The sequence below is a fragment of the Ensifer sp. B1-9 genome (assembly GCF_050474445.1).
GTDB lineage: Bacteria > Pseudomonadota > Alphaproteobacteria > Rhizobiales > Rhizobiaceae > Ensifer.
In genome coordinates this window covers 303,966-327,362 of record NZ_JBCHVG010000010.1, presented here as the reverse complement: position 1 = coordinate 327,362, position 23,397 = coordinate 303,966, and the positions used below count along the sequence as shown (strand labels likewise).

Genomic DNA, 23,397 nt, shown 5'->3' with positions numbered 1-23,397 from the left:
ACCGGGCCTTTTCGTTTTCAGGGTCACGCTCTTCAGGACAGCGCATTGGCCGAAAGCGCCTCCGGCGGCGCGAGGATGTGGGCGATCAGATCCCGGAGCCAGCGATGGGCGGGGTCACCGTCGCGTCGCCGGTGCCAGATTTGCCGGAAAGCAAAGGGCGGGATGGCAAAGGGCGGATCGAAGACGGCCAATGATCCGATCTCCGCGTCTCGCGGCAAGATGCGACGCGCCACCGTCAGCACGAGGTCGGTTCCGCGCACGAGCCCAGGCGCCGCGCTCCAATGGGGCAGCGCCAGAGCGATGCGGCGCCTGTGTCCCGTGGCCGCCAACGCCAGGTCGATCTCGTTGCCGGCATCGCCGCGCAGCGAGACGAGAATGTGCGGCCGCTCCAGATAGGCCGCGAGATCCATCGTCTTTTCACCATTGAGACTGGCGCCATCGGCCAGGCAGGCAAAATGCTCCTCGAAGAGGAGTGATGTCCGGAGATCCTCGGCCAGTCCAGGAAACACGCCGAGCGCCAGATCGATCTCGCCGTCCACCACCTGCGACATCATCACCTCGCGTCTCGCCTGGCAGACGATGAGGTCGACGTTCGGGGCCTGCCGGCGCAGCACCGCCATCAATTGCGGCAGCAGAACGAGTGCGGCGTAGTCGGACATCGCCAGCCGAAAGACATGGCGCTCACGCGCCGGATCGAACGGCTGCGACCCCATGAGCTGGCGCATGTGAGCGAGCGCCTCGGCGAGCCGTGGCGCGATCTCGAGTGCGCGCGCGGTCGGCTCGAGCTGACCGCCATGGCGCACGAGCAATGGATCGTCGAAAAGCGTACGCAATCGCGCCAGCGCGTGGCTGACGGCCGGCTGGCTCTTGTTCAGCCGGATGGCCGCACGCGAGACATGGCGTTCCGCCAGCAGAGCGTCGAGCACGACGAGCAGGTTCAGGTCGATTCCAGCTAGATTATTCATGAAACGAATATAGCACGTGCGAATTTGGAATTTCCATTCCTGGTATCGATGGGAGAGGATGCCCCAATCAAGAAGGAAAAAACAATGCCCAGTCTCTCCTCCCTCCTCCTGCTTACCGCGGCGATCTTCGCCGGCGCCGTCGTCCCCTTCCAGGCCGGTGCCAATGCCAACCTCGGCCGCCTCCTCGGCCATCCGCTCTGGGCGACGGTCGTCTCGCTCGGCGTCAGCCTCGCACTCATCCTGCCGCTGCTGATCGCCTTCCGGGCGCCGTTGCCCAGCCTTGCGGCGGCATTCAAGGGTCCGTGGTGGATCTGGATCGGCGGCGCCGCCGGCGTGATTTACATCACTGCGGCTCTCATCCTTGCGCCGAAGCTCGGCGCGGCGAGCTTCATCGTCGCCGTCATCGCCGGCCAAATGGCCATCTCCATGCTGATCGATCACTTCGGCCTGATGGGCTTCCCGGTAAAGCCCGTCAATGCGGCGCGGCTCGCCGGCCTGCTGCTGATCGTCGGCGGCATGGTCGTCACGCAGATCGCCAATGTCACACCGGCATTGGCCGATGCAACGCGATAGCGCATGGCCGCAACGCGGCGGCAGCCTCGACCAGCGTGGCTGCCGCTTGTCACGTGAGAAGCGCGCATGGTAGATGGCTGCTCATGTCGAGCGAACCCCATTTGATGGCCTGACCTGCCCCGCAAGGCGGGGCTTGCAGTTGTGAGCCCAGAACCGTCCGCCAGTTGAGCGGACCGATTTCGTTCGCATCGATCCGCCCGCCCCCTTTGTGAAGGAGCACCCGGATCGACTGCCTGCTCTCGGGCTCGTCATGACCACATCAAATCTCTGGGGCTCAGCCGCCTTTCGGCGCATCTGCCTCGTTCTCGTCGTTCATTCCTTCGGCTCCTGGATGCTTGTTGCCGCGTTGCCGCTCATTGTCGCGGCACGCTTCGGCGCCGGCGCGGAACTGATCGGCAGCCTGGTGCTTCGCCTTCTGCCGCGCCTCCTGTTTGCGCCGCTTGCCACTGCGCTCATCCGAAGGACAGGCCCACGCATTCCGGTCATCTTCGCAATCGCGGGCATTGCGGCAGCGATCCCTGGTCTGGCGCTGGCGCCGGATACCGTGACGTTCCAAGCCATCGTCATCCTCATCGGCCTGGCCGATACGGTGATCGCGCCGGGCCTCCTGGCGCTTCGCGCCGCATCGGTTCCGCCCGGCCGCAACATGGAGGCCAATACAGCCTTTCAGGCCATCGACCGCTTCGCCAAGATCTTCGGCCCGCCGGCGACAGGCCTCGCAGCCGCGGCAACCTCTATCTCGAGTACCCTTTTCGCCCTGGCGCTCTCCCATGCCGTCGCGGCAACTCTCCTGCTGCGCCATGCCGGCAACCAGCCGCCACGCGAGCCGTCGGCCTCCAACACCATGAATTTCCGGCAGGAGGCAATCGCGATCATGCGCGACAATCCGCTACTCTGGGCTCTGCTCCTCCCCGCCCTTGGTTACATGGTTTCGCTTGGCGCGCTGCAGCCGTTCCTGTTCTGGCTCAACCGCGACCAGTTCCACCTCGGGCCTGAGATGTGGACCGTGCTGCTCGGCGCCCAGGGGTTGGGCGCCCTCCTCGGCGCCCTCGTCTCAAACCGGCTGGCAAGGGCACTGACCGATGCACGTACGCTGCTGATTGCCTATCTCGTCACAAGCCTGCTCGAGGGCATCTCGACCTTCGCGCTGATCTTCGCGCCCAACCACGGTACGGCCATGGCGCTTTTGATTATCGGAGGCATGCCGGAGATGGTCGCCTTCGCGGCCTACTTCACCCTGGTGCAGCGATGCCTGTCTCTGGAGCGCCAGACGGTGTTCTACACCCTCACCCTGCCGCTGATGGATTTGGGCCTTGCCATCGGGGTGCTGTCAGGAGCGATGCATGCGAGCGGGTTCATGTCCCTCGGGCAATTCTGGCTGTTTGCCAGTGCCTGCGCCGTGCTCCCGGTTCTGCCGTTCCTCGCATGGCGTGGGCAGGTTGCCGACCGCTAAAGCGACTTCTCCAAACCAAAAAGATCAACGTCGGCCGTAACTTGCGGCTGGCGCGATCGGCTTAGTCTGGCCATACTCGGTTCGGGCTAAAAAGGGGTATGGGATGCAGGACCGGTTGTTCATCGATGGCAAATGGGAAAAGCCGCGGCGCGGCGGTACGTTCGACGTGGTCAACCCGGCGACGGAGGAGATCATCCACCGTGCGCCGGCAGCAACCTACGAGGATGTGGACCGGGCTGCAAAGGCAGCGCGTATCGCCTTCGATAGCGGCCCCTGGCCGAAGCTGTCAGGCACCGAGCGCGCAGCCTTTCTTCGGGCGATCGCCGCAAAGATCGAGGAAAAGCGCCACTCGCTGGCGCGGCTCGAGGTCGCCGACAACGGCAAGCCGCTGCCGGAAGCACTCTGGGACATCGACGATGCCGCCGGCTGCTTCCGCTACTATGCCGGCCTTGCCGAGGAACTGGACGCCAATTCGGAGGAGACGATCGCCGTCGGCGACAGCCGCTTCACCGCACGCGCCGTGCGCGAGCCGCTCGGCGTGGTCGGTGCGATCACGCCCTGGAACTACCCGCTGCTGATGGTCTCCTGGAAGGTGGCGCCGGCGCTGGCCGCCGGCTGCACAATCGTGCTCAAGCCCTCGGAACTGACGCCGCTGACGGCGCTGGAACTCGGCGTCATCGCCGAGGAAGTCGGCTTGCCCCCCGGTGTGCTCAATATCGTTACCGGCACCGGCGCGGATGCCGGCCAGCCGCTCACCGAGCATCCGTTGCTCGACAAGCTCGCCTTCACCGGCTCTGTCGTGACCGGCCGCAAGGTAATGATGGCCGGCGCCCAGGACATCAAGAATGTCAGCCTCGAGCTTGGCGGCAAATCGCCCTTCGTCGTCTTTGCCGACAGCGACATCGACAAGGCCGTCGAATGGATCATGTTCGGCATCTTCTGGAACCAGGGCCAGGTCTGTTCGGCGACCTCGCGCGTGCTCGTCGAGGAAGAGATCTACGAGACGGTCGTCAAACGCCTGTGCGAGGAGGCCGCGAAGATCACCATCGGCAACGGCCTCGAGGACGGCACGCTGCTCGGGCCTATCGTTTCCCAGGGTCAGTACGACAAGGTCCTCGGCGCCATCGACCGCGCCCGGCAGGACGGTGCCACGGTCGCCGCCGGCGGCGGCCGCCCGGCAGGCCTCAACAGCGGCTATTTCCTCGAGCCGACCGTGCTCACAGACATGCGCGAAGACAGCTTCGTCTGGCGCGAGGAGATTTTTGGCCCGGTCGTTTGCGTCAAGCCGTTCCGCGAGGAGGCGGACGCAATCCGAATGGCCAATGACAGCCGCTTCGGGCTGGCGGCGGCGGTCATGTCGGCCGACAGGGAACGCTGCGAGCGTGTGGCCCGCGCCTTTCGCGCCGGCATCGTCTGGATCAATTGTTCGCAGCCGACCTTCACCGAGGCTCCCTGGGGCGGCTACAAGCAGTCGGGAATCGGCCGCGAACTCGGGCGCTGGGGCCTTTCGAACTATCTCGAGACCAAGCAGATCACCAGCTTCGACGCCGACGAACCGTGGGGCTGGTATCTCAAGGAATAGAGACGCTCGGGGCGCGCGCGGGAGCCCGGCGTCAAATTCCCTTCATGCGGCTGTGAAATAAGCCGACTAAGGATAGCAGCTCAAAGCTGCCACCGGACGGGCTGTATTCGGAGGGTCAGATGAACAGATCGAACGACGGGATCGAAATGCAGGACTGGCTGGAGGCGGAACTGGCCGACACGCTGGACGAAGACTACGAACTCGAGCTTTCCGAACCGGTGCTCTCCGAAGAGATCCGCAAGATCTACCGCAAGAACCACCCGCCATCGATCCCGCGCATCGATTACTTCCGCACGCTGCTGCGGCTGCAGTCGGAGCTGATCAAGCTTCAGGACTGGGTGGTCTACCACAAGGAAAAAGTGGTGGTGATCTTCGAGGGGCGCGATTCCGCCGGCAAGGGCGGCGTGATCAAGCGCATCACCCAGAGGCTCAATCCGCGCGTCGTGCGCGTCGCCGCGCTGCCGGCACCCTCGGACCGTGAAAAGACGCAATGGTACTTCCAGCGCTACGTGCCGCACCTGCCGGCCGGCGGCGAGATCGTGCTCTTCGACCGCTCCTGGTACAACCGCTCCGGCGTCGAGCGGGTCATGGGCTTCGCGACGGAAGACCAGGTCGAGCAATTCTTCAACGACGTTCCGGAATTCGAGCGCATGCTGGTCCGCTCCGGCATCCGGCTCGTCAAGTACTGGTTCTCGATCACCGACGAAGAACAGCAGATGCGCTTCCTGGTGCGCATCCACGATCCCCTGAAGCAGTGGAAGCTCTCGCCGATGGATCTGCAGTCGCGGGTGCGCTGGGAAAGCTATACCAAGGCCAAGGAAGAGACCTTCGCCCGCACCAACATTCCCGAAGCGCCCTGGCATATTGTCGAAGGCAACGACAAGAAGCGCGCCCGGCTGAATTGCATCGATCACCTGTTGACACAGATCCCCTACGAGGACGTGCCGCACGAGGAAATATCCCTGCCGGAACGCGTTTTCAACCCGGACTACGAGCGCAAGGTGCTGCCGCCGGAACTCTACGTACCCGCGAAATACTGACGTCGACGGCGCAGCGGCGTTTGCGCCGACGCCCCGGCCGCAGTTGAAAGCGAGGCGGCACCCGCCCGCCTCGCTTGCAATATCGCCGCGAAAATCAGAGATTGCCGTGAAACGACAGTTTCATGGAATCGACATGAGCCCCAAAGAACGCTCCTTCCTCACGCGCGTCCGCCAGGTGCTGCCGGAACTGCATCCGGCCGAACGGCGGCTGGGCGACTTCCTTTGCGATTTTCCCGGCGAGGTCGCGAGCTACTCGGCCCAGGAACTGGCCGCGCTGGCGCATGTGTCGAAGGCTACCGTTTCGCGTTTTATCCAGCGCCTCGGCTACGAGAACTACGAGGAGGCGCGCCGCCATGCCCGCGCCGACAAGCAGACCGGTTCGCGCCTCTTCCTGGCGACCGCCACCGACAGCGGCGGCGAGCAGTCGCTCTCCTCGCATGTGGCGCAAGGGGTCGCCAACATCGAGGCGACCTTCCTCGCAATCTCCGAGACCCAGGTGACGGCGGCGGCAACCGCCATTCTCGGGGCCCGCAAGGTCTGGGTCATCGGCTTTCGCGCCAGCCATTCCTTCGCCACCTATCTGCAGTGGCAGATGACGCAGGTGATCGAGAACATCTCGGCCATTCCCGGTGGCGGCCAGACACTGGGCGAGCATCTGGTCAGCATCGATCGCGACGATGTCATCATCCTCTTCGGCCTGCGTCGACGCGTTTCCCTGATGGAGCCGTTGCTCGCACAGTTGGAAAAGTCCGGCGCACGGCTGCTCTATATCACCGACGAGGGTGTGCCCTTCCTCAACCAGGCGGAATGGCATTTCCGCTGCCAGACGCTGGCGCCAGGCCCCCTCTTCAACCACGTCTCAGTCATGGCGCTCTGCCATCTCCTGACGACGCGATGCATCGAAATCGCCGGCACGGCCGGCCGAAATCGGCTCCGCGGCATCGAAGCGATCAACGATGCACTTGAGGAATTGTGAGCGTCGATTGGGCATTTGCCTGAAACGCCAGAATATTTTTTGCGCACGGGAAATTTGAGTTTCAACGCCGGGCGCAAAGGCAACCTGCCGCCAAGGCTTTGACACGAAACAAGAAACCACAGTTTCTCATAAAATGGCACGAAATCTGCATTCCGTCGATTGCGTGACGAAACGGCCTGGTCCTTTCGCAGCGCATCATAGAATCTTCTATGAAACCAGGATTTCATGATGTAGATTTCATGAAACTGAGTTTTCACATTTTCACGTTGTTAAGCCATAAAGGGGAACGAACCATGGCAGCGGAAAATATGGTGCCTTCCGGCAGGTCATCGCCGGTCATCAGACAGTTGGAATCAGCCTTCACCAAGATCGGCGTCACGGGCGCCCACAAACAGATCCTCGCGCTCGTCCTCATCGGCTGCCTGTTCGACAGCTTCGAGCAGAACACCATCGGCGTCGCCGGCCCGATCCTGAAAGAACATTGGGGCCTTACCGGAACCGACATCGGTTTCCTCAACACCATCACCTTCGGCAGCGCCGCCCTCGGGCGCCTGCTCTCCGGCATCCTCGGCGACCGTTATGGCCGGCGCGTGATGTTGACGATCAATCTCCTGCTCTTCACCATCGGCTCGGCCGCCTGCGCCATGGCGCCGAATTTCGCGATGCTCTGCTTCGCCCGCGCCATCGTCGGCTTCGGCGTCGGCGGCGAGATCTCCACCGCGGTAACCATGCTGTCGGAGTTCTGCTCGCCAAAATTCCGCGGCACGGCGGCCGGCCTCGTCAATGTCGGCGCCGGCGGTTTCGGCAATTTCCTGGCGCCTGCCTTCGGCCTGATGATCTTCACCCTCTTCCCGGGTGAAAATAGCTGGCGCTGGCTCTTCGCCTCGCTCGCCCTGCCGGCCCTGCTCGTCGTCTTCTACCGCCGCCTGGTGCCGGAAACACCGCGTTTCCTCGCCTCGCAGGGCAAGATCGACGAGGCCAACAAGGTGCTTTCGATCCTTGCCTCCGGCTCGTTGCGACCACGCAATCTCAAGGTTCAGGAATATCTGACCAAGGACCACCTGAAGGGTGAGGAACCGGCCAGGAGCGACTGGAAGGAACTCTTTCGCGCGCCCTTCATCGGCCGCACCATTCCGGTCGCCATCGCGATCCTGATGAGCTACGGCGCCCAGCTTTCGGTGCTGACGCTGATGCCGATCATCTTCGTGTCCATGGGCTACACGCTTCAGGGCAGCCTGCTCTACAGCATGATCATCCAGAGCGGCAGCGTGCTCGGTGCCATCGCCGCCTCGATGTTCGGCTATTATTTCCCGCGCAAGAAGGTGCTGACCCTCGGTGCCGCCTGCGCCTGCCTTGCGGCCGTCTCGATCGCCTATCTCGGCGCCAACATCTATCTGGTGTTGCTCTTCGGCGCGATCTTCCAGTTCTTCGTGCTGCTGCTCAACACCTCGATCTGGATCTATGCCCCCGAACTCTTCCCGACCCGCATCCGTGCCTTCGGCGTGGCGCTGATCCTGGCCACCGGCTCGGCCGCGGGTTCCTTCATTCCCACCATCGCCGGAGCGCTGTTCGACACCTACGGCATGGTCGGGGTCTTCGGTCTCGCCGCCGGCATGTATGCGGTCTTCGCCTTCTGCATCCAGCTCGGGCCCGAGACCTACGGCATGTCGATGGAAGACTTGACCCAGCCTGCGGACGCCGACCTCGCAAAGGCTGGCACTTCTGAAATCAAAGTCGGCGTGGAACTGAGAACGTGAGCGCACATATCCTTCTGATCAACCCGAACAGTTCGCATGCCACCAGCGACATGATGGTCGCCATCGCACGCCGGGCCGCATCGGGACGCATGGCCGTGGCAGTCGCCACGGCCATGCGGAACCCGCCGATGATCGTGACGCCCGAGCAGTTGGATGCGGCCGCTGCCGAGGTCGTCGAGATCGGTGAAAGACATGGGGCCGGGTGCCTCGGCATTGTCGTCAGCGCCTTCGGCGATCCCGGCCTTGCCGCCCTCAAGCATCGCCTCGCGATCCCCGTGATCGGCATCTGCGAGGCCTCGATGATCGAGGCCTCGCAGGGCGGCCGCAAGTTCGGCGTCGCCACCACGACGCCGGAATTGATCCAGGCGATCGACGATCGCGCCCGCGATCTCGGCGTCTGGGAGCAATATACCGGCATCCGCTGCACGTCCGGCGATCCGCTGGCGCTCTCCGCCCACCCGGAATGCCTGCTGGACGCCCTCGGTGACGCCGTCCGCCAGTGTGTCGAACTGGACGGCGCCGAGGCCGTCATCATCGGCGGCGGTCCGCTGGGCCAGGCGGCCGAACAGCTCCAGCCGATGTTCTCGACGCCGATTATCGCGCCCATCCCGAGCGCCATCGACCGCATGCTCGACCTGATGCAGGTCGCCGCCTGACAGGCATTCGTCATCGCGGACACCCAAAAGGATTATGGATTCGGCGGCGGTAACGCCTGTTTCCGCCGACTGCCCCGTGGTATTTTTGCTCTTTCCAATTGGGCGAGACCGAAGCCGGGGCGGAGGTTTGCGCGATGAAATCTCTTTTTGCTTCGTTTGCCGCGATGGCGTTCTTTACCGCGGCAGCCATGGCGGGCCCTTTGCACGACGCGGCAAGGGACGGCGATACCGAACGCGTCAAACAACTGCTCGACCAGGGAACCGACATAGCCGAGCCCGATGCGGCCGGCGAGCCGGCATTGCTGATCGCCGCGCTCAAAGGGCACACCGCGGTCGTCGCTCTGCTCATCGATCGCGGGTGCGACATCGAGATCCGCAACAAGGGCGGCCTGACGGCGCTGCACGCCGCCGCCTATGGCGGCAATCTCGAAACCGCCAAACTGCTCGTCGCCAAGGGGGCTGCCGTCAACGATGTCGCCAACTTCTACAAGATGTCGCCGCTGCACGCGGCAGCCGAAGAAGGCCACGCCGAGATCGTCGCCTTCCTGTTGACCAACAAGGCCGACATCGAAGCCAAGGAGCGCAACGGCTACACGCCGCTGACACAGGCGGGATGGCGCTCGCACTGGCCGACCGCCGAGCTTCTCCTGAAGGCGGGAGCGACCTGCCAGAAAGCCGATCTCGTCGGCGATTGGCTCTACGGCGAATGCACCAAACGACAATGACGAATACATCCGGAAACGGAGGGCATGGCATGTCTCGATATCCGATAGCGGCCGCGATCGCGGCGACGGCGATATTCCTTGCATTCACCGGCACAGCGCGCGCGGAAGAGCCTGTCAACACGGGCTATTTCGGCGACGTGGCGATCAAGGGATATGATCCGGTCGCCTATTTCACCGAGAACAAGGCGGTCGAAGGATCGCCGGAATTCACCTATCGCTGGCTCGGCGCCACCTGGCAATTCGCCAGCGCCGAGCACCGCGACCAGTTCATGAAGGAGCCGACCCGGTATGCGCCGCAATATGGCGGCTATTGCGCCGACGGCGTCTCCTTCGGCACCGTGACGACCAACATCGACCCGAAGGCCTGGCGCATCATCGAGGACAAGCTGTATCTCAGCTACGATCCGGGCGCCGCCGAGGGTCTGGTGAAGAACCCGAACAAAGTGGTCGATTCACGCAAGCACTGGTCCGAGGTCGAGCAGACGCTGCTCACCGAAAAGGCATCGATCAACTGGACGAAACCCTCGCCCTGAAGCGGCCCCAGGGTGCGTGAAGCGGCTTCCGCAGAGGCGCCCGAGGCGTCGACCAGGCTCTTCCTACCGACGCCTCGTGATCGCCGTCATTGCTCGATCGAGAAGAACTTCAGCGCCTGCGGCGTGACGTTGATGTAGTCGGCGGTACGCTCGCCTTTCGCGGTGTTGCGATAGACATAGCCGCAGACCATGCGGTTGAGAAAATACCCGTCATATTTCTCGCAAAGCTGGTTGCCCTTCACTTCGATGCGGCCGGTGATGTTGGTGTTGCTGGTGCGGTAGGCGGTATTGCCGACCTTGTCGAAGAACTGCGCGAAACTCGTTCCGTTCTTGTGTACCCCGACCCAGGTCTTGTCCACGGTCAGTCGTTGCAGTTCCGCCGGGCCGAGCCGGTCGCTGGCGGCGCCAACGAAGCCGAAAGGCCATTCCGGGATCCCCGCCACGCGCAGGCCGAAGAGGTGCCGGTAGAGATCCTCTTCGCGCCAGTAGTCGTAGAGATAGCCGTAATAGGTGAGGTTGGTGTCCGGAAAGAGCTTCAGCAGCTCCGCCGCCTCCGCCGCCGCGCTCTGCTGGTCGCCGCGCTGGGCATAGGCCGAAGCCAGATATTCCCGCGCCGCTTCCACCTTTGGCAGCGCCTCGCTCGCCGCCTCGATCAAGGGGATCGCCCGTTCGAGCCGTCGCGCGGTGTAATAGACGATGCCGGCGAGAAGCTGCAGGCTGGAGGATGGCGACGGATCGAGCCTCAGCGCCCGGTCGATATCCTCGATCGCCTGCGCGTGTTCGCCGGTCTGGGCAAGCACCAGCGCCAGGTTGGCAAGCGCCTCCGCATCGTTCGGCTGGGCGGAGACGGCCCTGAGCGCCGATTCCTTCGCCTCCATCGCGCGTCCATCGACGAGCTGAAGCAGCGCCAGCACCGTATGGGCGCGGGCATTGTTGGCATCGAGCTTCAAGGCCTGGCCCGCGGCGTCATAGGCGATCTTGCGCGCCACGGCTGCCGACCAGAGGTAGTTGTAGTCATTGCGCCAGACATCGACGGCAACACGGGCGATGCCGGCATGGGCATCGGCGAAGTTCGGATCGAGATCGATCGCCCGCTGGTAGAAGGAAAGCGTCTGTCGATAGGTATCGACATCGCGCCAGATGAGGCCCTGCTGCTCCGCCCGCATGTAATTGTCATAGGCCTCGAGATTGTCGGTGGGAATGCGCGCCAGTTGGTCGCGCTCGCCCTCGCTGAGCTTGACCTCGAGCGCGGCAATGATCTTGCCGATCACGTCGTCCTGAACGGCAAAGAGGTCGGCATATTGCCGGTCGTAGCGTTCCGCCCAAAGCGAAAGCCCGCTCACCGCATCGATGAGCTTGACGTTGATGCGCAGCCGCTGATCGGCGCGCTGCAGCGTGCCCTCCAGCACATAGTGCACGCCGAGTTCGGCGGCGATGTCCTGGATCTTGTCGGCGCTGCCCTTGAGCGCGAATACCGAATGCCGGGCGATGACGAAGAGGCCGGAGACCTTCGACAGTTCGGTGATGAGATCGTCGGTCAGGCCTTCCGCCAGGTGATCGTGATCGCTGTCGCCGCTGACATTGATAAAGGGCAGCACCGCGACAGAAGGCTGGTCCGGCAGGGGATAGGCGAAGCGCTGCGCCGGATTTATCGACGCGATCAGCGTCCAGGGTTGCCACCAAGCGATCACGACCGCCAGCAGCAGCGCAGCCAAACCGATCGCCACGCCTTGGCGGGCGGCTCGCCCCTTTTTTTCGCCAAAGGTCTTGCCCACGGCTTCGGGTTCGAGGAGCACGCGGTAGACACGGATCGGATCGGCGAGCCCCTTCACCGGTTGCCACCCCAGAGATGCAAATCCGACCTTCAGCTTGGAGCTGATCTGGTCATAGGCGGTGCCCGATATCGCAATGCCGCCCGGATGGGCCAGCCCTTGCACCCGGTCGGCGATATTGACGCCATCGCCGTGGATATCGTCGCCTTCGACGATGATGTCACCGAGATTGATGCCGATGCGGAAGTCCAGCCTCTCGCCGTCAGGCCCCCGCTCATCCTGCGCCGCCGCCTTGCGTTTCTGGATATCGATCGCGCACTGCGCCGCATCCACGACGCTGCGGAATTCGACGAGCAGACCGTCACCCATCGTCTTCACCAGCCGCCCGTGATGCTCGCGAAAGAGCGGCTCGAGAATGGTGCACAGGTCCGACTGGAATCGAAGGCGCGTCCCTTCCTCGTCGAGCCGGCTCAGGCGGCTGTAGCCGACGACATCCGCAATCAGGACGGCAGCGAGACGGCGCTCCATCGACGAGCTCTCAACGTACGATGTACCCCAGCGGCAGATGTTACCGCAGCTTGGCAAACAGCGCCATCGGCGCGCAACGGCAGGACGCCTGCTCTGCGCCGTAACAGTTACGTACTTGCGGTGCTCCGTCGAGCTGACACGATCGTCGGCGATCATCCGAAGGTATCTGCCATGCTCAAACGACGGTCACTGCTGATGCTCGGCGCTCTCGCGACGGCTCTGCCCGCCCTCAAGGTAACAAGGGCGAGCGCTGCCGACATTGGCCTCTCGACAGAAGAGGCGCGCGCCATCGCCAAGGAAGCCTATATCTACGGCTTTCCGCTCGTCGACAGCTATCGCGTGCAATATTCCTACTTCGTCGATCGCGGCAATCCTGAGTTCAAGAGCGCGTGGAACACGCTCAACAACACCGCACGGGTCTATACGCCTGACGACAAGGCGATCCAGACACCGAACTCCGATACGCCCTATTCCTTCCTCGGAGCGGACTTGCGCGCAGAACCGCTGGTCCTGACCGTGCCGGCGGTCGAGAAGGAGCGCTACTACTCGCTCCAGTTCATCGACATGTATACGTTCAACTTCGCCTATGTCGGTAGCCGCGCCACCGGCAACGAGGCTGGCAGCTTCCTGCTGGCGGGACCGGACTGGAAAGGCGAAACGCCGCCCGGGATCAAGGCGGTGATCCGCTCGGAAACCGAATTCGCGTTCGTGCTTTATCGCACCCAGATGTTCAATCCCGCCGACATTGAAAACGTCAAGAAGATCCAGGCGGGCTACCAGGTGCAGCCGCTTTCGAGCTTCCTCGGCCAGAAAGCACCCGCACCGGCTCCAGCCGTCGATTTTGTGAAACCGCTCAATGCCGAAGAGGAGAAGACTTCGCCGGAATTCTTCAGGATCCTCAACTTCGTACTCGGCTTCTGCCCGACGAACCCGTCGGAAACCGAGCTGATGGAGCGCTTCGCCAGGATCAATGTCGGCGCCGGCAAGAGTTTCGATTTCGACACATTTCCACCTGACATGCAGCAGGCGATCGAAAGCGGCATGGCTGACGCCTGGGCCGCATTCAAAGAGTACAAGGAAACCGAACTCGACACCGGCAAACGAACGAGCGGAGACAGTTTCGGCACGCGTGAGTATCTGAACGGCCACTATCTCGACCGCATGTCCGGCGCCGTGCTCGGCATCTACGGTAACTCCAAGGACGAGGTGGTCTATCCCGCCTATTTTACCGATGAACGCAAGAAGCCGCTCTCGGGTGAAAACAAGTACACGCTGCGTTTCGAACCGGGCATGCTGCCGCCGGTCAATGCCTTCTGGTCGCTGACGCTCTACGAGCTGCCGTCCAGCCTGCTCTATGCCAATCCGCTCAACCGATACCTGATCAACTCGTCGATGCTGGCGGATCTGAAAAAGGACGCCGATGGCGGCGTGACACTCTACATTCAGCACGATTCACCCGGCACAGAGAAGGAAGCCAACTGGCTGCCGGCACCGAGCGGCCCGTTCTTCACCGCCATGCGGCTCTACTGGCCGAAGCCCGACGCATTGGACGGCAAATGGAAAGCGCCGCCGATGCGGCGCGCCAACTGATCAAAGAGGATTCGAGCATGACGCATTATCGTTCGTTCTTCATGGCCGGTGCATTGGTGATGGCCGGCGCCGCACAATCTACCGCCGCCGACCCCATTACGGTTGGCGTCGACAACTTCATTCGCGCCGAGAGCGACATGTACGCGGCAAGCATGGTCAAGGACGGTGCCCTCGGAAAATTCCTGCATCGGCGCGAGCCCGCTTCGATCGACAATCAGACGGTCATTCGCCTCAACCGCGACACCCTCTATTCGTCGGCCGTGTTCGATCTCGATGCTGGGCCGGTCACCATCACCATGCGCGGGAAAGCGCTTCATGTCGATGCAGGTGATCAATGAAGACCACTATGTGCCGGAGGTCGTCTACGGCGCCGGGGAAACGACGCTCACCAAGGAAAAGGTCGGCACGCGCTACGTCGTTGTCGGCGTCCGTACCCTCGTCGATCCGGCCGACCCGAAGGATATCGCTGACGTCCATGCCCTACAGGATGCGATCAAGGTGAACCAGCAGGGAGCAGGAAAATTCGAGATTCCGGCCTGGGACCCGGCAAGCCAGAAGAAGGTGCGCGAGGCCCTGCTCGCGCTTGGCTCCACCCTGCCGGACTTCAAGAAAGCCTTCGGTACCCGGCAAGAGGTCGACCCGATCCGCCATCTTATCGGCACCGCGACCGGCTGGGGCGGCAATCCCGACAAGGACGCGACCTATCTCAATGTCACGCCCGCCAAGAACGACGGCAAAACCGTCTACAAGCTCGAGGTCAAGGATGTGCCGGTCGACGCCTTCTGGTCGGTCAGCGTCTATGATGCCCAGGGTTTTTACGAGAAGAACCCCTACGACGCCTACACGATTAACGATATCACGGCAAAGAAGGCTGATGACGGTGGCGTCTCGATCCAGTTCGGCGGCTGCGACGGCAAGATCGCCAACTGTCTTCCCGTGACCGACGGATGGAACTACACGGTGCGGCTCTACCGGCCGCGTCAGGAGATCCTTGACGGTTCCTGGCACTTTCCCGAACCGCAGCCGGTGAACTAGGCTTTCCGCGTCGCGAATCAGGCGCCGGAGACCGAGTGCATGGAGTTCCAGGACGACGACCTTGCCGCGTTCGCCGACAATGGTGCAGCGCCCCTGCCGACCGCAGCGGCCGAGGGCCATGTCGAGCGGAACGGCGCAAGCATCTGGTATGCGACCTATGGCAAGGGCGCACCGGTGATCCTGCTGCACGGCGGCCTTGGCCACAGCGGCAACTGGGGCTACCAGGTCCCGGCACTGCTGGAGGCCGGTCGCCGTGTCATCCTGATCGACAGCCGCGGCCACGGCCGCAGCACCCGCGATACCCAACCCTATAGCTATGAACTGATGGCATCCGACGTGCTCGCCGTCATGGACAGGCTGCAGATCGAGACGGCCGCCTTTGCCGGCTGGAGCGACGGCGCCTGCATTGCGCTCGTTCTCGCCTCGATGGCGCCGGAGCGTGCCGCCGGCGTCTTCTTCTTCGCCTGCAACATGGACCCGAGTGGAACCAGGGAGATCGAACCGAGTCCGATCCTCGACCGCTGCTTCGGCCGCCATTCGAGCGACTACAAGCAATTGTCGGCAACACCTGGCGATTTCGGCGCCTTCGTCGACGCCGTCAGCGAGATGCAAAAGACCGAGCCGAACTACACGGCCGAGGACCTCGGCCGGATCCGCGTCCCGGTCGCGATCGTTCAGAGCGAGAATGACGAGTTCATCAAGCGCGAGCATGCGGACTATCTCGCCCGCAGCATTCCCGGCGCCGAATTCATCCTGCTTCCCGGCGTCAGCCATTTCGCACCGCTGCAGCGGCCGGACCGGTTCAATGCAGCGCTCAACGCCTTCCTGGCAAAGCTGCCGCGTTAGTCCCGCCCGATCGCCCGACTACATGATGGGGCGTCGATCTCGCCCCACCCTTCCCGTCGGCCATGGTTACTCGGCGGCCTCGGACTCCGGCATCGGCACATAGTTGAGGATCGGCGAAAGCCAACGCTCGACCTCACGGATCGGCATGCGCTTGCGCTCGGCATAATCCTCGACCTGATCGCGCTCGACCTTGGCGACACCGAAGTAATAGGCTTCGGGATGGCCGATATAGAGGCCGGAAACCGATGAGCCCGGCCACATCGCATAGCTCTCGGTCAGGCTGACACCGATTGTGGCTTCCGCATCGAGCAGCCGGAAGAGCGTCGCCTTCTCCGTATGGTCGGGCTGCGCCGGATAGCCGGGCGCCGGGCGGATGCCGGCATAGGGCTCGGCGATCATTTCCTCGGGCGTGAAAGCCTCGTCGGCCGCATAGCCCCAGAGCTCCTTGCGCACATATTCGTGCATGCGCTCGGCAAAGGCCTCGGCGAAGCGGTCGGCCAGCGCCTTGACCAGGATCGACGAGTAGTCATCGTTGGCGCGTTCGAAACGCTCGGCAATCGCAACTTCCTCGATGCCGGCGGTGACGACGAAGCCGCCGACATAGTCGTTGGAACCGCTGCCCGCCGGGGCGACGAAATCGGAAAGCGCCACGTTCGGGCGACCGTCACGCTTCGTCAGTTGCTGGCGGAGCGTGAAGAAGGTCGCGAGCTCGGATGTCCGGTCGTCGCCGGTGAAGAGCCGGATGTCGTCGCCGACTGTTCCCGCCGGCCAGAAACCCACCACGGCCTTCGGCGCGAACCACTTCTCCTCGATGATCTTCTTCAGCATCGCCTGCGCATCGTCGAACAATTGCCGGGCTGCGGCGCCTTGCGCCTCGTCCTCCAGGATCTTCGGATAGACACCCTTCAGCTCCCAGGTCTGGAAGAACGGGGTCCAGTCGATATAGCGGGCGAGTTCTTCGAGATCCCAGCTTTCGAACACGCGCGTGCCGAGGAAGGACGGCGTCTTTGCCTGGTAGTTCGCCCAGTCGATCTTGTGCTGGTTGGCGCGGGCCTGCGACAGTGGCAGACGGCGCTTTTCCGCCTCGTTGCGTGCATGCACGTCGGCGACCTTGCGATACTCGGCACGAACGGTCTCGATGTAATTGTCGCGGGCTTCCGGCGACAACAGGCTAGAGACGACGCCGACGGCACGGCTTGCATCGGTGACATAGACCGTCTGGCCACGGTCATAGCGCGGATTAATCTTGACCGCCGTATGGACACGGCTGGTCGTCGCGCCGCCGATCAGAAGCGGAACGTCGAAACCTTCGCGTTCGAGCTCGGAGGCGACATGCACCATCTCATCGAGCGAGGGGGTGATCAGGCCCGAAAGCCCGATGATGTCGACCTTCTGCTCGCGCGCCACTTCGAGGATCTTCGCCGAGGGCACCATGACGCCGAGATCGATGATCTCGTAATTGTTGCAGGCAAGCACGACGCCGACGATGTTCTTGCCGATGTCATGCACGTCGCCCTTGACCGTCGCCATCAGGATCTTGCCGGCGCTTTCGCGCGCCTGGCCGCCATTGGCAAGCTTCTCCGCCTCCATGTGCGGCAGTAGCACGGCGACCGCCTGCTTCATCACACGCGCGGATTTCACCACCTGCGGCAGGAACATCTTGCCCGATCCGAAGAGGTCGCCAACGACGTTCATGCCGGCCATCAGCGGACCTTCGATGACATGCAGCGGCCGCGCGGCGGCAAGGCGCGCCTCCTCCGTATCGGCCTCGATGTACTCGGTGATACCGTTGACCAGCGCGTGTTCAAGACGCTTCTCCACCGACCATTCGCGCCAGGAGAGATCCTTTTCGCGCCCCTGCGCGCCGCCCTGCCCGCGATAACGCTCGGCGATTTCCAGCATGCGCTCGGTCGAATCGGCGCGACGGTTGAGCACCACGTCTTCGCAAGCCTCGCGCAGCTCCGGATCGATCGCGTCATAGACGGCGAGCTGGCCGGCATTGACGATGCCCATGTCCATGCCCGCCTGGATGGCGTGATAGAGGAAGACCGCATGCATCGCCTCGCGCACCGGCTCGTTGCCGCGGAAGGAGAAGGAGAGGTTGGAGACGCCGCCCGACACATGCACATGCGGCAGGGTGGCGATGATCTCGCGTGTCGCTTCGATGAAGTCGACACCGTAATTGTTGTGCTCCTCGATGCCCGTCGCCACGGCGAAGATGTTCGGGTCGAAGATGATGTCCTCTGGCGGGAAACCCGCCGCTTCCGTCAGAAGCTTGTAGGCGCGGGTGCAGATCTCGACCTTGCGCGCCTTGGTGTCGGCCTGGCCGACCTCGTCGAAGGCCATGATGACGACGGCCGCCCCATAGGCGCGGCAGAGCCTAGCGTGATGCAGGAACGCCTCTTCGCCTTCCTTCATCGAGATCGAATTGACCAGCGGCTTGCCCTGCACGCATTTCAAGCCCGCCTCGATCACCTCCCATTTCGACGAGTCGATCATGACAGGCACGCGGGCGATGTCCGGCTCGGAGGCGACGAGGTTCAGGAACTCGACCATCGCCTGCTTCGAATCGATCAGGCCCTCGTCCATGTTGACGTCGATGATCTGAGCGCCGTTCGCCACCTGGTCGCGCGCGACGTCGAGGGCGGCCGAATAGTCGCCGGCCGTGATCAGCTTGCGGAATTTGGCCGAGCCGGTGACGTTGGTGCGCTCGCCGACGTTGACGAACGGAATGTCCGACGTCAGCGTGAAGGGCTCCAGCCCGGACAGCCGCATCAGCGGCTCGACCTTGGGGATCTCGCGCGGGGGATGCTTGGCAACCGCCTTGGCAATGGCGCTGATATGGGCTGGCGTCGAACCGCAGCAGCCGCCGACGATATTGACGAGACCGTCACGGGCGAAGGCTTCCACCTGGGCCGCCATCTGCTCGGGTGTCTCGTCATATTGGCCGAACTCGTTCGGCAAGCCGGCATTGGGATAGGCACAGACGAAGGTGTCGGCGACACCCGAGAGCTCGTCGATATGGGCGCGCATGGCGTTGGCGCCGAGCGCGCAGTTGAGGCCGATGGTGAAGGGCTCGGCATGGCGCACCGAGTGCCAGAAGGCGGTCGGCGTCTGGCCGGAGAGCGTGCGGCCCGAGAGATCGGTGATCGTGCCGGAGATCATCACAGGCAGATCGACGCCCTTCTCGGCGAAGACTTCCTTGGTGGCGAAGATCGCCGCCTTGGCGTTCAGCGTGTCGAAGATCGTCTCGATCAGGATGATGTCGGCGCCGCCATCGATCAGGCCGCGGATCTGTTCGGCATAGGCGATGCGCAAGTCGTCGAAGGTGACGGCGCGGTAGCCGGGATTGTTGACGTCGGGCGAGATCGACGCCGTGCGGTTCGTGGGCCCGAGCGCGCCGGCGACGAAACGGCGGCGGCCGTCCTCGGCCTCGGCCCGCCTGGCAGCGCGCCGCGCCAGCCGGGCACCGTCGCGGTTGAGCTCATAGACCATGTCCTCCATGCCGTAATCGGCCTGGGCGATGCGGGTCGATGAAAAGGTGTTGGTCTCGAGGATGTCGGCGCCGGCGATCGCATAGGCGTAGTGAATGTCCTCGATCGCCTTCGGCTGCGTCAGCGTCAGGAGATCGTTGTTGCCCTGTTGGTGACAGGCGCAGCCGCCGAATCGGTCGCCGCGGAAATGCTGCTCGATGAAGCCGAGCTGTTGGATCTCCGTGCCCATTGCGCCATCCATGATCAGGATGCGCTCATGCGCCGCTTGGGCGAGCGCTCGCTTGATCTCGGAGCCATTCGGCTTGGAGGAAACGTCACCGAAAAGGGCGCCGATGGCGGACATGGGAAATCTCCCGTTCTGAAAACGACAAACAATAAATGAGTCAATCACATAAAGATATCTTTATGTCAACATATGACGCGATCACATTTGCCCGCCGCGCCAAAGAAAATGGCCCGCCGCGATTGCGACGGACCATGAAGATAGGCCTGTATCGGTAGGGCTGTTCAGAGCCGCGCCAGGCAATCCTCGGTCTCATAGATGGCGCAGAGGATGTGGTAGAAGCTGCTCGCTGGCGCCGGTTCCTCGATGAAGCTGCCATCGGCCTTCTGCTTGTCGCGCCAGAGGCCCGCAACTGGCGTCTCCAGGAACGCCTGAAGTGCTGCCGCCGCCCGGGCGGCCGAGGCGAGATAGCGTTCACGCTCAGCGCCGTTGGTGAGTGCCGCGAAGCGGACTGACGCCTTCAGCCACTCGGTCTGCGGCCAGAGCCGCGCGATCGGGTCGGCCACCGAAAGATCGTCGAGCAGCGTCATGATCGCGACGTTGCGATCCGCTGAGATGCCGTGCGCCTCGCCGATATCGAAGAGCCGCCGCGCCTTGACGATCGCCTCGGCGCTGCCGCGGCGCTCCGCCCAGCGCAGCAGCAGCCAGGCCCATTCGAAAAGATGGCCGGGCTCGACGATCCGACCCTTGTCGCCGGCAAAGGGTGCCCAGTCGTGATCGAAGAACTCACGCAGAACGCCGGTCTCGGCGTCGATGAAATGATCCATCGCCAGATCCGCAATCTCGTCGGCGAGATTGGCCCAGGCGACCTGATCGAATCCGTCCACCATCTCGCTGGCGAGACAAGCCTCGAAGAGATGCATATGCGGGTTGGAGCAGAGCGGCAGGCGCGGGGGATTGTCTTCCTCGAACCCCGCGACCGGATGCTTGACGTGAGCTTCGATCCGAGACCGAAGGTCGTTGCTGCGTTCGATCATCTCGGCCTTGCGTGCCGGCATGACCTCGGCAAGGTAGGCGAAAGCCAACAGGGCGAAGGCCTGGTTGTAGAGATCGAAGGCGCCGTCGAGCAGATTGCCATCGGCATCGGCGAGCGCGCCATAAAAGCCGCTCGGCTGTTTGAAGACGCGATCGAAATAGGCAAGTCCGCCTTCAGCGGCACCGCGCCAGTCACCGCTCCATCCGCGCCGGCCGGCTTCCGCAAAACAATAGACTTGCCGCGGCTGCACCCGCGCACGCCGGTTGGCGCGGGTCGGCTCACCGGCCGTATCGATCGTCTCGACGAAACCGCCGGCGGCATCGACACCCGCGTCGCGCCAGAGCGGCAGGGCCTTGTCAGCCAGCCACTGCGAGAGAACGCGAGACTGAGAAAAGATATTGTCTGCCAACGCTCAGCCCTCGAGCTTCAAGCCGTCATGATCCTTGCCGAGCAAGATCGCGAGCGCCTCGACCACCATGTTGTGGTCCTCGCGCTGCGGCAGCCCGGAAACCGTGACGGCACCGATGCAGCCTGTACCCTTGACAACGATCGGAAAGCTGCCGCCATGCGCGGCATAGTCGGCATCCGACAGCCCAAGCTTGGCCTGCAGATTGGTTTGCGCCTTCGCGAGTTCGCGACCGGTGGCATAGCTGCTCTTGAAAAGCCGGAACACGGTATTGCGCTTGCGGCGCACCCAGTTCGGATTGTCCGGCGTCGACCCGTCGAGCGCTGCGTAGAATACCTGCATCGAGAACAGCGTGACGTCGATCACCACGCCGAAATTGCGTTCGACTGCCATCTTGCGCAGCAGCGAGCCGAGTTCCCAGGCCGTTTCCAGATCGAAACGCTCGAACTGCAATTCCTGTTCCTGCCGCGCGATGCGGGCCAGATCCTTGTCGATATTCATGGGATTAATCCTTCCAGAGCCAAGCCGCGCCACGCACGCCGGAGCTGTCACCGTGCAGGGCCTTGCGGATGGGTGTCTCGAACGTGTCGCCGAAGAGATAGTTGACCACGCGAAGCGGCACGTCGTCATAGATCTCGTCGACATTCGACATGCCGCCGCCAAGCACGAAGACGTCGGGGTCGACGATGTTGGTGAGCAGCGCCAGGCTGCGCGCCAGCCGGTCGACAAAGCGCTCGTAGACGCCGGTCGCCACCGGGTCGCCCGCCCGTTTCGCATCGATGATGTCACGTCCGCGCCGTTCGGTGCCTGTCGTGATCCGGTAGTCGAGTTCGACGCCGGTGCCGCAGGCATACATGTCGAGGCAGCCGTGCTTGCCGCACCAGCACCTGTGACCGGGATACTCGTCCTTCGTCATCCAGGGCAGCGGGTAATGGCCGATTTCGGCGGCAACGCCCTGGTATCCGGCATGCACCTTCTTGTCGATCGCCAGCCCCCCGCCATGGCCGGTGCCGACGATGACGCCGAAGACCACGTGCGCGTCCTTGCCGGCACCGTCGACCGCTTCCGAAACCGCCAGGCAATTGGCGTCGTTGGCGAGACGCACCGGCCGGCCGAGCGCAGTTTCGAGGTCGCGTCCGAGCGGTTTGCCGTTGATCAACACCGCGTTGGAGTTGCGCACGATGCCGGTGCGCGGATTGGGGCTGCCGGGAATGCCGATGCCGATCGAGCCCTTTTCGCCGGCCGTCTGCTCGGCGGCGGCGACGAGATCGAGAACGGCGCGGATGCAGTCGTCGTAGCCGCTCGTCGGGGTCGCGACGCGGTGACGGGCGCGCGTTTCGCCATCGCGGCCAAGCGCGATGACTTCCATTTTCGTGCCGCCCCAATCTATTCCGATGAACATATCTGGATCAGGTCTCTGATGAAGGTCTCAGGGAGAGCGCCGGCTTCCTCCCGCCAACGCCCGCCTTGCTTAGCATTCGGAAGACCTGAAAGACCAGCCCCATCTGGTGACCTGACGCGCGAGGATCGGACGGCGCACGCAAGGGCGGCTATCGCGCATTTCGGGGCGCTACCGCGCAAAAACACTTGGCGAAAACCTCCTGCTTTTGTATGGGTGCTATCCGAGTGGTCCCGTAGCTCAGCAGGATAGAGCACCAGATTCCTAATCTGGGGGTCGCGCGTTCGAATCGCGCCGGGATCACCATTTATTTTCAGGTGTTTATCCAAATAATACCGTCTGCGGCGGCCCCACCCCCGAGCCGTCAGGCTCAGCTTACGCGTCCTGCGCCGAAGCAGCGTTACGACCAAATGCTCCTCGAATGTCACCTCGCGGCAGACGGTAGATACTGGCATTCGCCGGCCGAAACGCTCAAACTGGGCAACCGCGACGAAGGCAGCGATGGCGTTCAGGTCGGCCAAAAATTCCGATGCCACCGACCGACCGGGAATGAAAGACGCATGCGCGTCATGTGCCTGTCACGAACAGCGGCTAGTAGAAACTTACACCTCGCCGATGACCACGGATGAACTGGCATCGGTTGACGGTGATGAGGAAGGTCGGGTCGTCCCGACCTTTTTTGTTGGGTTCATCGGCGTTCCCCACCAGACTGCGACAGCCCTTTCCCGGGGAGCCGCAGGATCACCAATCACGAAATCGTTACCGGCCGCCGCATACGGCACAAAACGGCCTCTCGATCATTTTCCTT

General features: G+C 63.2%; 17 protein-coding genes, 1 tRNA gene and 1 pseudogene. 13 read left to right on the top strand and 6 right to left on the bottom strand.

Translation table 11 applies throughout. The annotated features are described in order from the left end of the window. Positions 1-32: 32 nt before the first annotated feature. Positions 33-965, bottom strand: a complete 933-nt coding sequence (locus ACQ5BM_RS20580) for a LysR family transcriptional regulator (RefSeq protein WP_429815185.1) — start codon at positions 963-965, stop codon at positions 33-35. Between the two features lie 84 nt (positions 966-1,049). On the opposite strand from ACQ5BM_RS20580, the gene ACQ5BM_RS20575 reads away from it, so the two are divergent. The 9 genes from ACQ5BM_RS20575 to ACQ5BM_RS20535 all read left to right on the top strand — a co-directional run bounded on the left by ACQ5BM_RS20575 (position 1,050) and on the right by ACQ5BM_RS20535 (position 10,260). Beyond that, positions 1,050-1,538 (top strand): DMT family transporter, encoded by a 489-nt coding sequence (locus ACQ5BM_RS20575; protein ID WP_429815182.1) that lies wholly within the window; start codon positions 1,050-1,052, stop codon positions 1,536-1,538. Between the two features lie 250 nt (positions 1,539-1,788). Then, entirely contained in the window at positions 1,789-2,991 is a 1,203-nt protein-coding gene (locus ACQ5BM_RS20570; RefSeq protein ID WP_429815180.1) for an MFS transporter, read from the top strand. Positions 2,992-3,094: 103 nt separating this feature from the next. After that, positions 3,095-4,573, top strand: a complete 1,479-nt coding sequence (locus tag ACQ5BM_RS20565) for an aldehyde dehydrogenase family protein (protein ID WP_429815178.1) — start codon at positions 3,095-3,097, stop codon at positions 4,571-4,573. Between the two features lie 119 nt (positions 4,574-4,692). Continuing rightward, the gene (gene ppk2, locus ACQ5BM_RS20560; RefSeq protein ID WP_429815175.1) at positions 4,693-5,613 is read left to right on the top strand and encodes a polyphosphate kinase 2; all 921 of its coding nucleotides are present in this window, start codon (positions 4,693-4,695) and stop codon (positions 5,611-5,613) included. Between the two features lie 133 nt (positions 5,614-5,746). Then, complete coding sequence (locus tag ACQ5BM_RS20555) at positions 5,747-6,589, top strand: MurR/RpiR family transcriptional regulator (RefSeq protein ID WP_429815173.1); 843 nt, start codon at positions 5,747-5,749, stop codon at positions 6,587-6,589. A gap of 293 nt (positions 6,590-6,882) precedes the next feature. Then, on the top strand, positions 6,883-8,346 hold the full coding sequence (locus ACQ5BM_RS20550) for an MFS transporter (RefSeq protein ID WP_429815170.1): 1,464 nt from the start codon (positions 6,883-6,885) through the stop codon (positions 8,344-8,346). After that, entirely contained in the window at positions 8,343-9,002 is a 660-nt protein-coding gene (locus ACQ5BM_RS20545; protein ID WP_429815168.1) for an aspartate/glutamate racemase family protein, read from the top strand. Before ACQ5BM_RS20550 ends, ACQ5BM_RS20545 begins: the two co-directional genes overlap by 4 nt. 134 nt (positions 9,003-9,136) lie before the next feature. After that, a complete protein-coding gene (locus ACQ5BM_RS20540; protein WP_429815165.1) occupies positions 9,137-9,727 on the top strand; it encodes an ankyrin repeat domain-containing protein in 591 nt (196 codons plus the stop codon). Positions 9,728-9,756: 29 nt separating this feature from the next. Then, the gene (locus ACQ5BM_RS20535) at positions 9,757-10,260 is read left to right on the top strand and encodes a YHS domain-containing (seleno)protein (protein ID WP_429815162.1); all 504 of its coding nucleotides are present in this window, start codon (positions 9,757-9,759) and stop codon (positions 10,258-10,260) included. 86 nt (positions 10,261-10,346) lie between these two features. Here ACQ5BM_RS20535 and ACQ5BM_RS20530 read toward each other — a convergent pair whose 3' ends face one another. Further along, positions 10,347-12,560 (bottom strand): adenylate/guanylate cyclase domain-containing protein, encoded by a 2,214-nt coding sequence (locus ACQ5BM_RS20530; RefSeq protein ID WP_429815159.1) that lies wholly within the window; start codon positions 12,558-12,560, stop codon positions 10,347-10,349. Between the two features lie 171 nt (positions 12,561-12,731). Between ACQ5BM_RS20530 and ACQ5BM_RS20525 the strand changes: the two genes are divergently transcribed. The 3 genes and pseudogenes from ACQ5BM_RS20525 (at position 12,732) to ACQ5BM_RS20515 (ending at position 16,031) form a co-directional block, all read left to right on the top strand. Further along, complete coding sequence (locus ACQ5BM_RS20525) at positions 12,732-14,150, top strand: DUF1254 domain-containing protein (RefSeq protein WP_429815157.1); 1,419 nt, start codon at positions 12,732-12,734, stop codon at positions 14,148-14,150. A gap of 17 nt (positions 14,151-14,167) precedes the next feature. Continuing rightward, a pseudogene (locus ACQ5BM_RS20520) lies at positions 14,168-15,185 on the top strand (DUF1214 domain-containing protein). A gap of 39 nt (positions 15,186-15,224) precedes the next feature. Continuing rightward, a complete protein-coding gene (locus tag ACQ5BM_RS20515; RefSeq protein WP_429815154.1) occupies positions 15,225-16,031 on the top strand; it encodes an alpha/beta fold hydrolase in 807 nt (268 codons plus the stop codon). A gap of 66 nt (positions 16,032-16,097) precedes the next feature. Here ACQ5BM_RS20515 and metH read toward each other — a convergent pair whose 3' ends face one another. From metH to ACQ5BM_RS20495, 4 genes are all read right to left on the bottom strand, one after another. Beyond that, positions 16,098-19,868 (bottom strand): methionine synthase, encoded by a 3,771-nt coding sequence (gene metH, locus ACQ5BM_RS20510; protein WP_429815152.1) that lies wholly within the window; start codon positions 19,866-19,868, stop codon positions 16,098-16,100. 164 nt (positions 19,869-20,032) lie between these two features. Beyond that, positions 20,033-21,193: an AGE family epimerase/isomerase gene (locus tag ACQ5BM_RS20505; RefSeq protein WP_429815149.1), complete on the bottom strand. Its 1,161-nt coding sequence runs from the start codon at positions 21,191-21,193 to the stop codon at positions 20,033-20,035. Between the two features lie 3 nt (positions 21,194-21,196). Continuing rightward, positions 21,197-21,691 (bottom strand): heme-degrading domain-containing protein, encoded by a 495-nt coding sequence (locus ACQ5BM_RS20500; protein WP_429815146.1) that lies wholly within the window; start codon positions 21,689-21,691, stop codon positions 21,197-21,199. Between the two features lie 4 nt (positions 21,692-21,695). Further along, positions 21,696-22,592 (bottom strand): ROK family protein, encoded by an 897-nt coding sequence (locus ACQ5BM_RS20495; RefSeq protein ID WP_429815144.1) that lies wholly within the window; start codon positions 22,590-22,592, stop codon positions 21,696-21,698. Positions 22,593-22,818: 226 nt separating this feature from the next. Between ACQ5BM_RS20495 and ACQ5BM_RS20490 the strand changes: the two genes are divergently transcribed. Further along, positions 22,819-22,895, top strand: a tRNA-Arg gene (locus ACQ5BM_RS20490). Positions 22,896-23,397 lie beyond the last annotated feature (502 nt).

Bases quoted from the DNA above. Each gene is read 5' to 3' on its own strand.
- metH (WP_429815152.1), bottom strand. From the start codon at position 19,868: ATGTCCGCCATCGGCGCCCTTTTCGGTGACGTTTCCTCCAAGCCGAAT.
- ACQ5BM_RS20580 (WP_429815185.1), bottom strand. From the start codon at position 965: ATGAATAATCTAGCTGGAATCGACCTGAACCTGCTCGTCGTGCTCGAC.
- ACQ5BM_RS20575 (WP_429815182.1), top strand. From the start codon at position 1,050: ATGCCCAGTCTCTCCTCCCTCCTCCTGCTTACCGCGGCGATCTTCGCC.
- ACQ5BM_RS20500 (WP_429815146.1), bottom strand. From the start codon at position 21,691: ATGAATATCGACAAGGATCTGGCCCGCATCGCGCGGCAGGAACAGGAA.
- ACQ5BM_RS20565 (WP_429815178.1), top strand. From the start codon at position 3,095: ATGCAGGACCGGTTGTTCATCGATGGCAAATGGGAAAAGCCGCGGCGC.
- ACQ5BM_RS20530 (WP_429815159.1), bottom strand. From the start codon at position 12,560: ATGGAGCGCCGTCTCGCTGCCGTCCTGATTGCGGATGTCGTCGGCTAC.
- ACQ5BM_RS20570 (WP_429815180.1), top strand. From the start codon at position 1,789: ATGACCACATCAAATCTCTGGGGCTCAGCCGCCTTTCGGCGCATCTGC.
- ACQ5BM_RS20555 (WP_429815173.1), top strand. From the start codon at position 5,747: ATGAGCCCCAAAGAACGCTCCTTCCTCACGCGCGTCCGCCAGGTGCTG.
- ACQ5BM_RS20540 (WP_429815165.1), top strand. From the start codon at position 9,137: ATGAAATCTCTTTTTGCTTCGTTTGCCGCGATGGCGTTCTTTACCGCG.
- ACQ5BM_RS20495 (WP_429815144.1), bottom strand. From the start codon at position 22,592: ATGTTCATCGGAATAGATTGGGGCGGCACGAAAATGGAAGTCATCGCG.
- ACQ5BM_RS20515 (WP_429815154.1), top strand. From the start codon at position 15,225: ATGGAGTTCCAGGACGACGACCTTGCCGCGTTCGCCGACAATGGTGCA.
- ACQ5BM_RS20535 (WP_429815162.1), top strand. From the start codon at position 9,757: ATGTCTCGATATCCGATAGCGGCCGCGATCGCGGCGACGGCGATATTC.
- ppk2 (WP_429815175.1), top strand. From the start codon at position 4,693: ATGAACAGATCGAACGACGGGATCGAAATGCAGGACTGGCTGGAGGCG.
- ACQ5BM_RS20525 (WP_429815157.1), top strand. From the start codon at position 12,732: ATGCTCAAACGACGGTCACTGCTGATGCTCGGCGCTCTCGCGACGGCT.
- ACQ5BM_RS20550 (WP_429815170.1), top strand. From the start codon at position 6,883: ATGGCAGCGGAAAATATGGTGCCTTCCGGCAGGTCATCGCCGGTCATC.